This is a genomic window from Stenotrophomonas daejeonensis (genome assembly GCF_001431505.1).
Classification (GTDB): Bacteria; Pseudomonadota; Gammaproteobacteria; order Xanthomonadales; family Xanthomonadaceae; genus Stenotrophomonas; species Stenotrophomonas daejeonensis.
The window spans coordinates 13,353-26,417 of the sequence record NZ_LDJP01000010.1 but is presented as its reverse complement, the minus strand read 5'-3'; the positions used below and the strand labels follow the sequence as shown (position 1 = coordinate 26,417).

Genomic DNA, 13,065 nt, shown 5'->3' with positions numbered 1-13,065 from the left:
CCGTTCACGCCCATGCCGACAGCGCGATCTTCAGTTCGGCGGCAAAGCCCTTGGCCGAGGACAGCGGCACCGAGAACACGTCCGGCGCCTGCTGGACGATGCCGATGGCGCGGCTGCGCGCGCTGTCCAGTTCGGCCCGGGTCTTCGGGCCACCGGCCCACTGGTCGTCGCCCCACACGTAGCGCAGCCGCCACTGGCCGTCCTCGCCGGGCTTGGCGAACAGCACCAGCGTGTTGCGGAACAGGTATTCGCCGGGGATGTGGTTCTTCAGGAACAACGCGCCATCGACCTCGTAGCCGGCGTTGCACACCGCCAGCTCGATGGAGAAGGCGATCTCGCTGCCGGCGGTGATGCGGCGGCTGTCCAGGAACACCGAGAACAGCACCGGCGAGCGCGCGTCGCGGCGCAGGTTGCCGTCCCCGTCGAACAGCTCGCCGTACTCGCGGCGCACCGCGCATTCGTTGGCCTGGGTGCGCGCGGTGAGCTGGTAGGTGTAGGCGCCGCGCGGCGCCACGGTGGCCTCGATGTAGTACGAGGAACGCACCTGCTTGCCGCGCTTGCGCGCGCTTTCGATCTCCGGCGGCAGCGGCAGCGCTGCGATGTCCAACTGCGCGGTGGCGCAGGTATCGCCGAACAGGAAGCGGGTCAGGTTCTGGTAGCCCTCTTCCGAATTGACGATGCCGAAGTGGCCGCTGTGGCTGCGGTTGACGAAGGCGCGCGGCGCGCCCTCAACGTAGGCGTTGGCGATGCGCACCAGGCCGTCGCTGAAGGCGCCGACCGCGAACGAGGACAGCCCGCGGGCCACCGCGTAGTCGCGGCTGTTGGTGCCGATCAGGCAGAACAGCCGCGACGACGGGAAGCCGGAGTCACCCAGCGTGTTGACCTTGTCCTTGGCCACCTTCAGGTACTTGGCCATGTTGCCGCGGTTGAAGTTGTTCAGGTCGTTGAGCGAGAGCAGGTCGGGCACGTTGATGCCGGCGATGTCGATGCCGTTGTGCGGGGTGGCGTAGGTGAACACCTTGTCCACCAGCGCGCGCACCTCGGCGCCGGCCACCTCCGGGTTCTGCAGCAGGCAGCGGCAGATCAGCCCGCCCATCGAGTGCGCGACCAGGTACACGCGGAAATCGCGGCGCATCGTTGCGTTGCCGCCGCACACGCTGTCGCGCAGTTCGAGGATGCGCCTGCCGAGGCTGGCGGCGGCCTCGGTGATCGACGGCGCCTTGCCGCCGCCGAACGCCGGGTCGGCCACGTCGTAATAGCGGTGGATGACGATGCTGCGCGGCGAAATGCCGCTGCGCAGCTCGGCGCCGCCGTCGTAGACGTCGCGGTAGCCGTGGTCCTTCATCAGCCGCACCAGCGGCGACTCGAACACGAACTTCACCACCGAGCCGTCCTGCGCCTGGCGGATCTTGGTCGAGCCGGCCTCCAGGCCCATGAACGGGGTGGAGGTGGTCTCGACGATCTCGGCGCGGGTCATCGCATAGCCGCGCACGTAGATGATCGGGTAGTACGGGCGTTCGATCCTGTCCATGTCCGGCTCAGCAGCGGGGAAGGGCGATCGTCGCCCATTGTCGTCGCATTGGCGGCGACCGTGGCGCCGGCATCCGCCAAACCCGTAGGAGCGACGCCCGTCGCGACCGGGCTTCACCGGGAAAGCCCCATGCGGGGCAAGCCCCGCATCTACGGGTTTTGCACAGCGGGCATCATTCCGCGGCGCGGTCCAGTTGCCGGTAGCCGATGGCTTCGGCCAGGTGCGGGCGTTCGATGGCGTCGGCGCCTGCGAGATCGGCGATGCTGCGGGCCACGCGCAGGATGCGGTGCATCGAGCGCGCGGACAGCTGCAGGCGTTCCATCGCCTGTTCCAGCAGGGCCTGGTCGGGGCGGGCCAGCGCGCAGTCGCGCAGGGTCTCGCCGGGGTCGAGGCAGGCATTGGCCTTGCCGGCCCGCTGCAGCTGGCGGGTGCGGGCCTGCACCACCCGCGCCCGCACGACGGCGCTGGCTTCGCCGCCCGGCGCATCGCCATGCAGCTCGGCCGGCGGCAGCCGCGGCACCTGCAGGTGCAGGTCGATGCGGTCCAGCAGCGGCCCCGAGATGCGCGCGCGGTAGCGGGCGACCGCCTCGGCCGAGCAGCGGCAGCGCCCGCTGCGGTCGCCGGCCCAGCCGCAGGGGCAGGGGTTCATCGCCGCGACCAGCTGGAAGCGGGCCGGGAACGCGGTGCTGCGCGCGGCTCGGGAAATGGTGACCACGCCCGATTCCAGCGGCTCGCGCAGCACCTCCAGCGCATGCCGCTTCCACTCGGCCAGTTCGTCGAGGAACAGCACGCCGTTGTGGGCCAGCGATACCTCGCCCGGCCGCGGCTGCGGGCCGCCGCCGACCAGCGCCACCGCGCTGGCGGTGTGGTGCGGGGAGCGGAAGGGCCGCTGCCGCCAGCGTGCCGGGTCCACGCGATGCCCGCCGGCCGAGGCGACGGCGGCCGTTTCCAGCGCCTCGGCCTCGCTGGCCTCGGGCAGGATGCCGGGCAGGCGCGAGGCCAGCAGGGTCTTGCCGCAGCCGGGCGAGCCGACCAGCAATAGATGGTGGCTACCGGCGGCGGCGATCTCCAGCGCGCGCCGCGCCTGCGCATGGCCGCGCACGTCGGCAAGATCGGGCAGCGGCGAAGGCGCCACGGCGGCCGCCTGCGCGTCCGGCAGCGCTTTCTCGCCAGCCAGCGCGGCGCAGGCTTCCAGCAGGGTGCGGGCCACCTTCACCTGCGCGTTGCCGGCCAGCGCGGCTTCCTCGGCGTTGTCCGGCGGCACCACCAGCGTGCGTTGCGCGCGCGCGGCGGCGATCGCGGCCGGCAACGCGCCATCGACGCCGCGCAGTTCGCCGGTCAGTGCCAGCTCGCCGATGAACTCGTGGCCGGCCAGCGCCTGGCGGTCGATCTGGCCGCTGGCGGCGAGGATGCCCAGCGCGATCGGCAGGTCGAAGCGGCCGCCGTCCTTGGGCAGGTCGGCCGGGGCCAGGTTGATGGTGATGCGCCGTGCCGGGAACTCGAACTGCGCGCAGAGGATGGCCGCGCGCACGCGGTCGCGTGCCTCGCGCACCGCCGCCGCGGGCAGGCCCACGATCTGGGTGCAGGGCAGGCCGCCGGACAGGTGCACTTCCACCCGCACCGGCGGCGCGTGCACGCCGGCACGGGCGCGGGCGTGCACCAGCGCCAGGCTCACGGCCGGCGCCTCAGGCGTCGTTGGCGGGGTGTTTTTCCAGCGCGGCGACGGCCTGTTCCAGCGCGTCGAGCTTCTCGCGGGTGCGCAGCAGGACCGCGCGCTGCACCTCGAATTCCTCGCGGGTCACCAGGTCCAGCTTGGCAAGGCCGGCCTGCAGCGCGCCCTTGAAGGTGGCCTGCAGTTCCTCGCGCGATTCGCGCAGCCCCGGGGGCACCAGTTCGCTCAGGCGGCGGGCCAGGGCGTCGATGTGGTTCAGGTCGATCATGGGCAGTCTCCGCAGGGGGCCGGCCGATGTTGCTCGGTGCCGGCACGCGCGGCCATCAGGCTCTGTTGCGTCGGGCGGTAAGGATAATCCCTCGCCTGCGCGTTTGCCCTGCCCGCGGTGGCGCGGGGTATCCTTCGACGGCACACCGACAGGGAACCGACCGATGAAAATGATCATGGCCATCGTCAAGCCGTTCAAGCTGGATGACGTGCGCGAAGCGCTCGCCGAACGTGGCGTGGCCGGCATCACCGTCACCGAGGTCAAGGGCTTCGGCCGGCAGAAGGGCCACACCGAGCTGTACCGCGGCGCCGAGTACGTGGTCGATTTCCTGCCCAAGGTGAAGATCGAGGTGGCGGTCACCGACACCCAGGCCGACGAGGTGGTGGAAGCCATCGTCAAGGCCGCCGGCACCGGCAAGATCGGCGACGGCAAGGTGTTCGTCTACGACCTGGGCAGCGTGGTGCGCATCCGCACCGGCGAGCTGGACGCCGACGCGCTCTGAGCGCCCGCTTTGCACCCGTGGCGGCGGGGCTTGCCCCGCCGGGCGTTGCCGGCAAGGCCCCTGCCGGGCAAGCCCGGCAGCTACGGAAGATGGCTCAATTCTGCCCTTTGATCCGCCGGTACAGCCGCTTCCAGGCATTGCGCAGCGTGCGCACCCAGCCCGGCTCGGCCAGCAGCGCCGCCTGTTCCGGCGTCGGCGCCAGCCCGGTCAGGCGCTGGCGCATCTTGACCAGGTTCTTCATGTCGCTGCGGCGCAGCTGGCGGCTTATCGGGCCGTTGCGCAGCCAGCGCGGGGTACGCAGGGCCGAGGTGAAATCCAGCAGCACCGGCACCCCGGCGCTGACCACGATGTTGGTGCCATGCAGGTCGTTGTGGGTGATGCCGGCCGCATGCAGGCGCGACAACGCCTGCTGCAATTGGTCGAATACCTCCTGGCCGGCGTGCTGCACGCTGCTCAGGGTGTCGCCGGGTACGAACTCCATGCCCAGCGCCAGCCCGCCGATGGTGCCCAGCAGGGCCGGCGCGTGCTTCCAGCCCTGCAACCGCCGCAGCACCCCGGCCTCGCGCCGCACCAGCAGGTGCGCGACCGGCGCCAGCAGCGTGCCGCGGTAGCGGCGATAGTCCTTGAACACGGCCGGCTGGCCATTGAACTCGGTGCGATAGACGTCGGGTTCGAGCAGGCGTTCGCCGCGCTTGAGCAGTTGGACGGGGGCGGGAACGGCGATATCGCCGCAGCAGGCGGACACGGTGTTCATGAAGGCTTTCCTGACCCGGCGCGGGGCGCGGAAAGCGCCGGGGGCTGCCGGTCTTGCGGGGGATGAAACGTGGGCTGAATTTTAGAACTGGGCAGTCCATAAAACCTGAATGTCAAAAAAATGTAAGAGCCGAAATGGCGCAACGGATTGTTGCGGTGGCGTTTACTTCCGGTGCCGGCGTGGGGTGCCACGACGAAAAACCGCCGGGAGCGGTTTTGACATCGCCTGCCGATGGCTCGAAGGAGGTCACCGTGGATGGCGGCAACAAAAACCCCGCGCCGGTGGCCGGCGCGGGGTCGAGGGTGGAGCGCTGCGGTGGCGTGCGGGCTTATTCGCCCAGTGCCTTGGCCACGAACGGCGGGCTGACCAGTACGCCGGTGTGCAGCGGCGCGGTGTAGTACAGGGTGTCGAACGGCTTGGCGGCGGCTTCGGCTTCACGGAAGCCGAAGCCGAAACCGGCCTGCTTGCTGGCCACGGTCACGCTCCACCAGCCGGTGGGGTAGCACGGCTGCGGGAACGGCAGGGTCTTGAACGAGGCGAAGCCGGCCTTGCCCATCTCCGCGCGCATGTCCTTGATCAAATCCAGCAGTGCCAGCGGCGACTCGCTCTGCTGCACCAGCAGGCCGTCGTCCTTCAGCGCGCGGAAGCAGCTCTCGAAGAACGCCTTGTTGAACAGGCCCTCGGCCGGGCCGACCGGGTCGGTGGAATCCACGATCACCACGTCCACGCTGCCCGGTGCGCAGTTGGCCATGTAGGCCACGCCGTCGTCGAACAGCAGTTCGGCACGGGCGTCGCCGTTGGATTCGCACAGTTCCGGAAAATGTTTCTCGGCCATGCGCGTGACCTGTTCGTCGATGTCGCACTGGGTGGCCTTCTCCACGCCCGGGTGCTTGAGCACCTCGCGCAGGGTGCCGCAGTCGCCGCCGCCGATGATCACCACGCGCTTCGGGGCCGGGTGGGTGAACAGCACGGGATGGGAAATCATCTCGTGGTAGAAGAAGTTGTCCTTCGTGGTCAGCATCATCGCGCCGTCGATGACCATCAGCTTGCCCCAGTCGGTGCTGTCGTAGATCTCGATCTTCTGGAACGGCGACTGCACTTCATCGAGTTTGCCGGTGATGCGGAAGCCGATGGCCGAGCCGGTCGGCTGGAAGTGTTCGATGAACCAGTTGTCGTGGGTGGTCATGGGCGGTGGTCCTGCTGGGAGTTGGGGGACAAGCCCTTCTCCCTCCGGGAGAAGGTGCCCGAAGGGCGGATGAGGGGCGAACGCAGTCCATGATGGTTGAACCATCGTGACTCCGTTGCCCCTCACCCCAACCCCCCTCCCGATGGGAGAGGGGCTTGAAAGCCGGGCCTGAAGGCGCGGGCGCGGGCGCGGATTGTAACGGACCCTTGCCCCGCAGACGTTAGAATGCGTGCTCTTTCGCCCCACCGAGCCGCTACACCGATGAGCAATTGGTCCCTCGACCAGGCCCGCAAGACCTATTCGATCCCGCACTGGTCCGATGGCTATTTCGACGTGGACGGCAACGGCCATGTCGTGGTGCGTCCCACCGGCGTGCAGGGGCCAGCCGTGTCGCTGCCGCAGATCGTCGATTCGGCCCGCGCCGCCGGCGCCAAGCTGCCGCTGCTGGTGCGCTTTCCGGACATCCTCGGCCAGCGCCTCGGCAAGCTGCAGGCCGCTTTCGCGCAGGCGCAGCAGGACTGGGACTACGGCGGCGGCTACACCGCCGTGTATCCGATCAAGGTCAACCAGCACCAGGGCGTGGCCGGCACGCTGGCCTCGCACCATGGCGAGGGCTTCGGGCTGGAGGCCGGTTCCAAGCCGGAACTGATGGCGGTGCTGGCGCTGAGCCGCCCGGGCGGGCTGATCGTCTGCAACGGCTACAAGGACCGCGAATACATCCGCCTGGCGCTGATCGGCCGCAAGCTCGGCCTGCAGACCTTCATCGTCATCGAGAAGCCTTCCGAGCTGAAGCTGGTGCTGGAGGAGGCCAAGGCGCTGGAGGTGAAGCCGGGCATCGGCGTGCGCATGCGCCTGGCCTCGCTGGGCGCCGGCAAGTGGCAGAACAGCGGCGGCGACAAGGCCAAGTTCGGGCTGTCGCCGCGGCAGCTGCTGGACCTGTGGAAGACCCTGCGCGACACCGAGTACGCCGACTGCCTGAACCTGCTGCACTTCCACATGGGCAGCCAGATCAGCAACGTGCGCGACATCGCCAACGGCATGCGCGAGGCCACCCGCTACTTCGTCGAACTGTCGCGGCTGGGCGCGAAGATCAGCCACGTCGACGTCGGCGGCGGCCTCGGCATCGACTACGAGGGCACCCGCTCGCGCAGCTACTGCTCGATCAACTACGGGCTGGATTCCTACGCCGGCAACATCGTGCAGCCGCTGGCCGAGGCCTGCGAGGCCAACGGCCTGCCGCAGCCGCGCATCGTCACCGAATGCGGCCGCGCGATGACCGCGCACCACGCGGTGCTGATCGCCAACGTCGCCGAGGTCGAGCAGGCGCCGGAAGGCCGCGTGCCCGAAGCGCACGACGACGAACCGGCGGCGATCCGCCACCTGCGCGAGATCCATGGCGAACTGGACGTGCGCCCGGCGGTGGAGCTGTTCCACGAGGCCCAGCATTTCCACGCCGAAGGCCTGAGCGCCTACGCGCTGGGCCAGATCGACCTGCCGCAGCGCGCGCGCATCGACGACCTGTTCTACGCCATCGCCCACGGCGTGCGCGCGCGCCTGAGCTACGACGAAAAGAGCCACCGCCCGGTGCTGGACGAACTCAACGAGCGGCTGGTGGACAAGTATTTCGTCAACTTCAGCGTGTTCGAGTCGATCCCCGACGTGTGGGCGATCGACCAGGTATTCCCGATCGTGCCGATCGAGCGGCTCGACGAACGCCCGGACCGCCGCGGCATCGTCGCCGACATGACCTGCGACTCGGACGGCATGGTCGAGACCTACGTCGAGAACGAGAGCCTGGACAGCTCGCTGCCGCTGCACGCGCTGCGCCCCGGCGAGGGCTACCGCATCGGCTTCTTCCTGGTCGGCGCCTATCAGGAAATCCTCGGCGACATCCACAACCTGTTCGGCGACACCGACGCGGTGGAGGTCACCGTCGGCAGCGACGGCTACCGCATCGCCCAGCAGCGCCGTGGCGACACCACCGACGTGATGCTCGACTACGTCGGCTACCGGCTGGACGACCTGCGCGCGGCCTACCGCCAGCGCGTGGCGGCGGCCAACCTGCCGCCCGCGCGCGCCGCCGAACTGGACGCCGCGCTGGAAGCCGGGCTCACCGGCTACACCTACCTGTCCGACGAGCCGCTGGGCTGAGCACGACGGCGCGGCGACGGCCGGCCCTCGCCGCGCGGGTGCCCGGCTGCCTCCCCAGTTCCGGCGGATGGCCGGTACCCGCGTGAACCCGGTTTGCGTGAAGCAAATCACCATTCACTTGTAATGTCGGTCACATTCGGCCGATATTGCGCACTGGGGAACGGAGGCCGTGGTACTCCCATGCCGGGTGGAGGCAATGGGAGGGCCGCGCCTGCGTGGAAGCAAGGCAAGGCACAACAGGGGGTGCCCGCGCATGCCGTACGAGATCGTCCACACGATTGGCTCGACCGTCTATTTCGTTTTCTTCCTGCTGTTCCTGTGGGTGCGGCGCACGCCACGGATAAATTCCGGCGCCGGCTGGTGGGCGACGGCGATGCTGTTCGCGCTGGCGTCGCGGCTGGGCTGGTTGCTCTGCTCGATGGCGGGAAAGGCGGCATCGGCGTCATATCCACCTATACCGCGCTGAACGTGCTGGAGAAGCTGTGCCTGGTGATCGGGCTGGCGCGCTTTTTCGAGGTGCCGGTGCGGATGCGCTGGCTGGTGATCGCCGCGTTGGGGGTGGAGGCCTGGATCTTCGCGGGCTGGGCCATCGGCATGCCATCACTGCTGCGCGGCGCCGGCGTGGCCGCGTTCAATGCCGGTTTCCTCGCCTGGGCCGGCTGGATCGCCTGGCACCGGCGCGACGCGCTCGACCCGCGGCTGCTGTCGCTCACCGCGCTGACCAGCGTGCTGCTTGCGCTGCACTGGGCCAGCGCGTTCCTGATCATCGACCGCCAGCCAGGTTGGTTCACGCATGGCTTCATGCTCGGCACGCTGCTGGTGCTGGCGCAGTATTTCTCGCTGCTGGCGGCGGTGCTGCTGAGCTTCCAGAAGCGCCTGCTGGAAGCCGAGTCGCACGCGCTGGACATGGCCTTCCAGGACCCGCTCACCGGGCTGAGCAACCAGCGCTACATGTGCGCGTTGTTCGAGAACGCCCTGATCCTGGCCACCCGCCCGCACCAGCAGGTGGCGGTGATCTTCATCGACATCGACAACTTCAAGCCGATCAACGACCGCGCCGGGCACCGCGTCGGCGACGAGGTGCTCAAGGCGACGGCCGCGCGCCTGCGCCGGGCCACGCGCAGCACCGACATCTGCGCGCGCGTGGGCGGCGACGAGTTCGTCGCCATCTGCACCCAGCTCGAACAGGAGGAGCACGTGCACGAAATCGCGCGCAAGCTGCTGCATGCGCTCACCGAGGTGCTGGAAGTGGACGGCAAGCCGTACCAGCTGGGGGTGAGCATCGGCGTGAGCCTGTACCCGCAGCACGGCACCACGCTGGCCGAACTGCTGGAATGCGCCGACCGCGCCATGTACCGGATCAAGGGCAGCGGCAAGAACGGCTACCACATCCATGCCGCCGGCGAGCCGAGGGCCTGAAGCCCGCGGCCAACGGTGGAATCAGCCTTCGCGCGCGACCTGGAAGCCGGCGAAGGACTGGCTGGTCGGCATGATCTCCAGGCGGTTGACGTTCAAGTGCGGCGGCAGGTTGGCGACCCAGAAGATCTGCTCGGCGATGTCCTGCGCGGTCATCGGGTTGGCGCCCTTGTAGAGCTGGTCGCTGGCGGCCTGGTTGCCGTGGGTGCGCACCACGGTGAATTCGGTTTCGGCCATGCCCGGCTCGATCGTGGTCACGCGTACGCCGGTGCCGTGCAGGTCCGCGCGCAGGCCCAGCGAGAACTGGCTGACGAAGGCCTTGGTGCCGCCGTAGGCGTTGCCGCCGGGGTACGGGTGGATGGCGGCGGTGGAGCTGATGTTGATGATCGCGCCGCGGCGCTCGACCAGCCGCGGCAGCAGGTGGTGGGTGAGGGTGACCAGCGCGGTGACGTTGGTGTCGATCATCGTGCGCCAGTCCTCAAGGCTGGCGTGCTGCGCCGGCGCGGTGCCCTGGGCGAGGCCGGCGTTGTTGACCAGCAGGTCGATGCCGGCGAAGGCCGGCGGCAGCGCGGCCAGTGCCGCCTCCATCGCCGCGCCGTCGCGGATGTCGAAGGCGGCGGCGTGCACCGTGTCCGCGCCGAATTCGTCCACCAGCGGCTGCAGGCGCGCGGCGCGGCGGCCGGTGGCGACCACCTTCCAGCCGGCGGCGGCGAAGCGGCGGGCGGCGGCGGCGCCGAAACCGGAGGTGGCACCGGTGATCAGGGCGGTCTTGGACATGACGGGTTCCTTGGACATTGAGGTTCCTTCTCCCGCCGGGAGAAGGTGGCGCGAAGCGCCGGATGAGGGTGCGTACGAAGCAGGTAGGCCGGGGTTACGCCCCCGACGCGCGGGATGGGGGAATGCCCGTGTCGGGGATGCAATCCCGACCATGCATCATGGACTCCGTTCGCCCCTCACCCCAACCCCTCTCCTGATGGGAGAGGGGCTTCCAAAGCGGTGTTACTGGGCTTTTATGGCCATCGCCTGCAAGCCGCTGCCGTCGAGCTTGGCCTTGGCCTCGGCCAGCTCGCTGGCGCTGCCGTATGGCCCCATGCGCACGCGGTAGACGGTGTTGCCGTTGATCTGCGCCGATTCCACGCGCGCGCTCAGGCCCATCATCGCCAGCTTGGCCTTGGTCGCCTCGGCGTCGCCGGAAGCACCGAAGGCGCCGGCCTGCAGGATGTAGCGCACGTTGTCCGCCGCCGGGGCGGCAGCCGTGGCTGGGGTGGGTTCGGCCGGCTTGCGGTCGATGGCCGCGGTGGTGGTCGCCTGTGGCGCGGTGCCTGCTGCCGCCACCGGGCGCGGTGCCTCGCTTACCGGCGTCGGCAGCGGCGTGGCGGCCGGCGGCACCGGGCGGCCTTCCAGTGCGGCCTGTGCACGCTGGGCCTCGCTGTCCTGCCCGGCGCGTTCGGCGGCGGCGCGGCGTTGCGCCTCGGCCTTGGCGCTGGCGGCCAGTTCGGCGTCGGACATCTGCACTTCCTTGCCGGGCAGCAGGGTGTAGAAGTCGTACTGGGTCGCCGGCTTGCCGTCGCCAGTGGCCGGGCGCGGCAGGTCCACGCCGGCATCGAGGTCGGCGTCGGCCACCGGTACCGGCCGGGCATCGGGGTTGGGTTGCGGGCCCACGCGCAGGAAGCCGTCGCCGTCCTTCTTGAACAGGCCGGGCGCGGCCAGGAACACCACGGCCGCGATCGCCGCGCCGGCGACCAGCCATACCCAGCCGGGGGTACCGTTGCTGCTGTTGCGCCGCGCCTGGCTCTTGCCGCGTCGTGCTGCCATTTCCGCCACGTCTCCTTGCTTACATTTTTTCCGGTGCGCTCACGCCCAGCAGGCTCAGGCCGTTGGCGAGGGTCTGCCGTGCCGCGCAGGCCAGGGCGAGCCGGGCGTTGCGCGTGGCGGCATCGTCCACCAGCACCGGCGTGCCGTGATACCACGTGTGGAAGGCGTGCGCCAATTCACGCAGGTACTGCGCGACCAGGTGCGGTTCCAGCGCGACGCCGGCCGCTTCCACCACTTCCGGGTAGCGCGAGATTTCGTTCATCAACTCCAGCGAGAGGGCGTCGTCCAGCTGCGCCAGCGCAGCCAGGCCCTGTGCCTGGTCGTGGTCCAGCCCCTTCTCCTGCGCCTGGCGCAGCAGCGAGCAGACCCGGGCATGCGCGTACTGCACGTAGAACACCGGGTTGTCGTTGCTCTGCTGGCGGGCCAGGTCGATGTCGAAGGTCAGCTGCGAGTCTGGCTTGCGCGCGATCAGGAACCAGCGCACCGCGTCGGCGCCCACTTCGTCGATCAGGTCGCGCAGGGTCAGGTAGCTGCCGGCGCGCTTGGACAGCTTCACTTCCTCGCCGCCGCGCATCACCGTGACCATCTGGTGCAGCACGTATTCCGGCCAGCCCTGCGGGATGCCCACGCCCAGCGCCTGCAAACCGGCGCGCACCCGCGCCAGCGAGCCGTGGTGGTCGGCGCCCAGCTCGGTGATGGCGCGCTCGTAGCCGCGCTGCCACTTGGAGAGGTGGTAGGCCACGTCCGGCAGGAAGTAGGTGTAGGTGCCGTCGGACTTGCGCATCACGCGGTCCTTGTCGTCACCGAAGTCGGTGCTGCGCAGCCACAGCGCGCCGCCTTCCTCGTAGGTATGGCCGGAGGCGATGAGCTGCTGCACGGTTTCGGCGACCTTGCCGTCCTTGTACAGCGAGCTTTCGAGGAAGTAGATGTCGAAATCCACGCCGAACGCCGCCAGGTCCAGGTTCTGCTCGTTGCGCAGCCAGGCTACGGCGAAGCGACGGATGGAGTCGATGTCCTCGGCGTTGCCGCTGCCGGTGACGGTGCTGCCTTCCAGCTCCACGCTCTGGCCGAGCAGGTAGGCCTTGGCCACGTCGTCGATGTATTCGCCGTTGTAGGCGTCGGCCGGCCACTGTGTGTCGCCGGGCTTGAAGCCGCGCGCACGCGCCTGCACCGAGCGGGCGAGGTTCTCGATCTGCACGCCGGCGTCGTTGTAGTAGAACTCGCGCTTGGCGTTCCAGCCGTTGGCTTCCAGCACGCGGGCGATGCAGTCGCCGATCGCGCCGGCGCGGCCGTGGCCGACGTGCAGCGGGCCGGTCGGGTTGGCCGAGACGTATTCGACGCCGACGCTGCGGCCGTTGCCGCCCAGGTTGCGGCCATAGTCCTCGCCCTGGCGCAGCACGTTGACCACCTCGCGCTGGTAGGCCACCGGCGCCAGCTTGAAGTTGATGAAGCCCGGCCCGGCGATCTCGACGCTGGCGACGTCGTCGCTGGCCGGCAATGCCGCCACCAGCGCCTGCGCCAGCGCGCGCGGGTTGCTGCGCGCGGCCTTGGCCAGCAGCATCGCGGCATTGGTGGCGAAATCGCCGTGCTCGCGGGTCTTGGGCCGTTCGACCACGAAATCCGGCGGCAGGGTGTCGGCGGGCAGTGTGCCGTTGGCGCGCAAGGCTTCGATGCCTTGGCCGATCAGGGCGCGGAGGAGGGCTTTCACGTTGACGGTCTGCTTGAAGCGCGGAACTGCGTATTTTACCTGACCGGCGTGACGGCCGCTCC

Annotated in this window: 12 protein-coding genes; 4 read left to right on the top strand and 8 right to left on the bottom strand. The window is 69.5% G+C overall.

What is annotated here, in order from left to right; all coding sequences use genetic code 11:
• Positions 1-4 precede the first annotated feature (4 nt).
• The 3 genes from ABB34_RS01685 to ubiK all read right to left on the bottom strand — a co-directional run bounded on the left by ABB34_RS01685 (position 5) and on the right by ubiK (position 3,471).
• On the bottom strand, positions 5-1,531 hold the full coding sequence (locus ABB34_RS01685; protein ID WP_057639504.1) for a lipase family alpha/beta hydrolase: 1,527 nt from the start codon (positions 1,529-1,531) through the stop codon (positions 5-7).
• Between the two features lie 172 nt (positions 1,532-1,703).
• Positions 1,704-3,206 (bottom strand): YifB family Mg chelatase-like AAA ATPase, encoded by a 1,503-nt coding sequence (locus ABB34_RS01680; protein ID WP_057639503.1) that lies wholly within the window; start codon positions 3,204-3,206, stop codon positions 1,704-1,706.
• A gap of 10 nt (positions 3,207-3,216) precedes the next feature.
• The gene (gene ubiK, locus ABB34_RS01675; RefSeq protein WP_057639502.1) at positions 3,217-3,471 is read right to left on the bottom strand and encodes a ubiquinone biosynthesis accessory factor UbiK; all 255 of its coding nucleotides are present in this window, start codon (positions 3,469-3,471) and stop codon (positions 3,217-3,219) included.
• Between the two features lie 163 nt (positions 3,472-3,634).
• Here ubiK and ABB34_RS01670 point away from each other — a divergent pair, with 163 nt between their 5' ends.
• The gene (locus ABB34_RS01670) at positions 3,635-3,973 is read left to right on the top strand and encodes a P-II family nitrogen regulator (protein ID WP_057639501.1); all 339 of its coding nucleotides are present in this window, start codon (positions 3,635-3,637) and stop codon (positions 3,971-3,973) included.
• Positions 3,974-4,067: 94 nt separating this feature from the next.
• Here ABB34_RS01670 and ABB34_RS01665 read toward each other — a convergent pair whose 3' ends face one another.
• Positions 4,068-4,727: an RIO1 family regulatory kinase/ATPase domain-containing protein gene (locus tag ABB34_RS01665; RefSeq protein WP_057639500.1), complete on the bottom strand. Its 660-nt coding sequence runs from the start codon at positions 4,725-4,727 to the stop codon at positions 4,068-4,070.
• Positions 4,728-5,055: 328 nt separating this feature from the next.
• The gene (gene speE / locus ABB34_RS01660; protein WP_057639499.1) at positions 5,056-5,913 is read right to left on the bottom strand and encodes a polyamine aminopropyltransferase; all 858 of its coding nucleotides are present in this window, start codon (positions 5,911-5,913) and stop codon (positions 5,056-5,058) included.
• A 261-nt stretch (positions 5,914-6,174) separates the two neighbouring features.
• Here speE and speA point away from each other — a divergent pair, with 261 nt between their 5' ends.
• The 3 genes from speA to ABB34_RS01650 all read left to right on the top strand — a co-directional run bounded on the left by speA (position 6,175) and on the right by ABB34_RS01650 (position 9,483).
• On the top strand, positions 6,175-8,064 hold the full coding sequence (gene speA, locus ABB34_RS01655) for an arginine decarboxylase (RefSeq protein ID WP_057639498.1): 1,890 nt from the start codon (positions 6,175-6,177) through the stop codon (positions 8,062-8,064).
• A gap of 253 nt (positions 8,065-8,317) precedes the next feature.
• Positions 8,318-8,530, top strand: coding sequence for a hypothetical protein (locus ABB34_RS15495; RefSeq protein ID WP_211258140.1), 213 nt, complete (start codon positions 8,318-8,320; stop codon positions 8,528-8,530).
• A 2-nt stretch (positions 8,531-8,532) separates the two neighbouring features.
• Positions 8,533-9,483 carry a GGDEF domain-containing protein gene (locus ABB34_RS01650; protein WP_211258139.1) on the top strand — a complete coding sequence of 317 codons (951 nt, stop codon included), beginning with the start codon at positions 8,533-8,535 and terminating at the stop codon, positions 9,481-9,483.
• Positions 9,484-9,504: 21 nt separating this feature from the next.
• Here ABB34_RS01650 and ABB34_RS01645 read toward each other — a convergent pair whose 3' ends face one another.
• The 3 genes from ABB34_RS01645 to argS form a co-directional block, all read right to left on the bottom strand.
• Positions 9,505-10,257: an SDR family NAD(P)-dependent oxidoreductase gene (locus ABB34_RS01645; RefSeq protein WP_057639585.1), complete on the bottom strand. Its 753-nt coding sequence runs from the start codon at positions 10,255-10,257 to the stop codon at positions 9,505-9,507.
• Between the two features lie 222 nt (positions 10,258-10,479).
• Complete coding sequence (locus ABB34_RS01640; protein ID WP_057639497.1) at positions 10,480-11,295, bottom strand: SPOR domain-containing protein; 816 nt, start codon at positions 11,293-11,295, stop codon at positions 10,480-10,482.
• A gap of 19 nt (positions 11,296-11,314) precedes the next feature.
• Positions 11,315-13,003 carry an arginine--tRNA ligase gene (gene argS, locus ABB34_RS01635; RefSeq protein WP_057639496.1) on the bottom strand — a complete coding sequence of 563 codons (1,689 nt, stop codon included), beginning with the start codon at positions 13,001-13,003 and terminating at the stop codon, positions 11,315-11,317.
• Between the last annotated feature and the right edge of the window lie 62 nt (positions 13,004-13,065).

Bases quoted from the DNA above. Each gene is read 5' to 3' on its own strand.
- ABB34_RS01685 (WP_057639504.1), bottom strand. From the start codon at position 1,531: ATGGACAGGATCGAACGCCCGTACTACCCGATCATCTACGTGCGCGGC.
- ubiK (WP_057639502.1), bottom strand. From the start codon at position 3,471: ATGATCGACCTGAACCACATCGACGCCCTGGCCCGCCGCCTGAGCGAA.
- ABB34_RS01670 (WP_057639501.1), top strand. From the start codon at position 3,635: ATGAAAATGATCATGGCCATCGTCAAGCCGTTCAAGCTGGATGACGTG.
- ABB34_RS01665 (WP_057639500.1), bottom strand. From the start codon at position 4,727: ATGAACACCGTGTCCGCCTGCTGCGGCGATATCGCCGTTCCCGCCCCC.
- speE (WP_057639499.1), bottom strand. From the start codon at position 5,913: ATGACCACCCACGACAACTGGTTCATCGAACACTTCCAGCCGACCGGC.
- speA (WP_057639498.1), top strand. From the start codon at position 6,175: ATGAGCAATTGGTCCCTCGACCAGGCCCGCAAGACCTATTCGATCCCG.
- ABB34_RS15495 (WP_211258140.1), top strand. From the start codon at position 8,318: ATGCCGTACGAGATCGTCCACACGATTGGCTCGACCGTCTATTTCGTT.
- ABB34_RS01645 (WP_057639585.1), bottom strand. From the start codon at position 10,257: ATGTCCAAGACCGCCCTGATCACCGGTGCCACCTCCGGTTTCGGCGCC.
- ABB34_RS01640 (WP_057639497.1), bottom strand. From the start codon at position 11,295: ATGGCAGCACGACGCGGCAAGAGCCAGGCGCGGCGCAACAGCAGCAAC.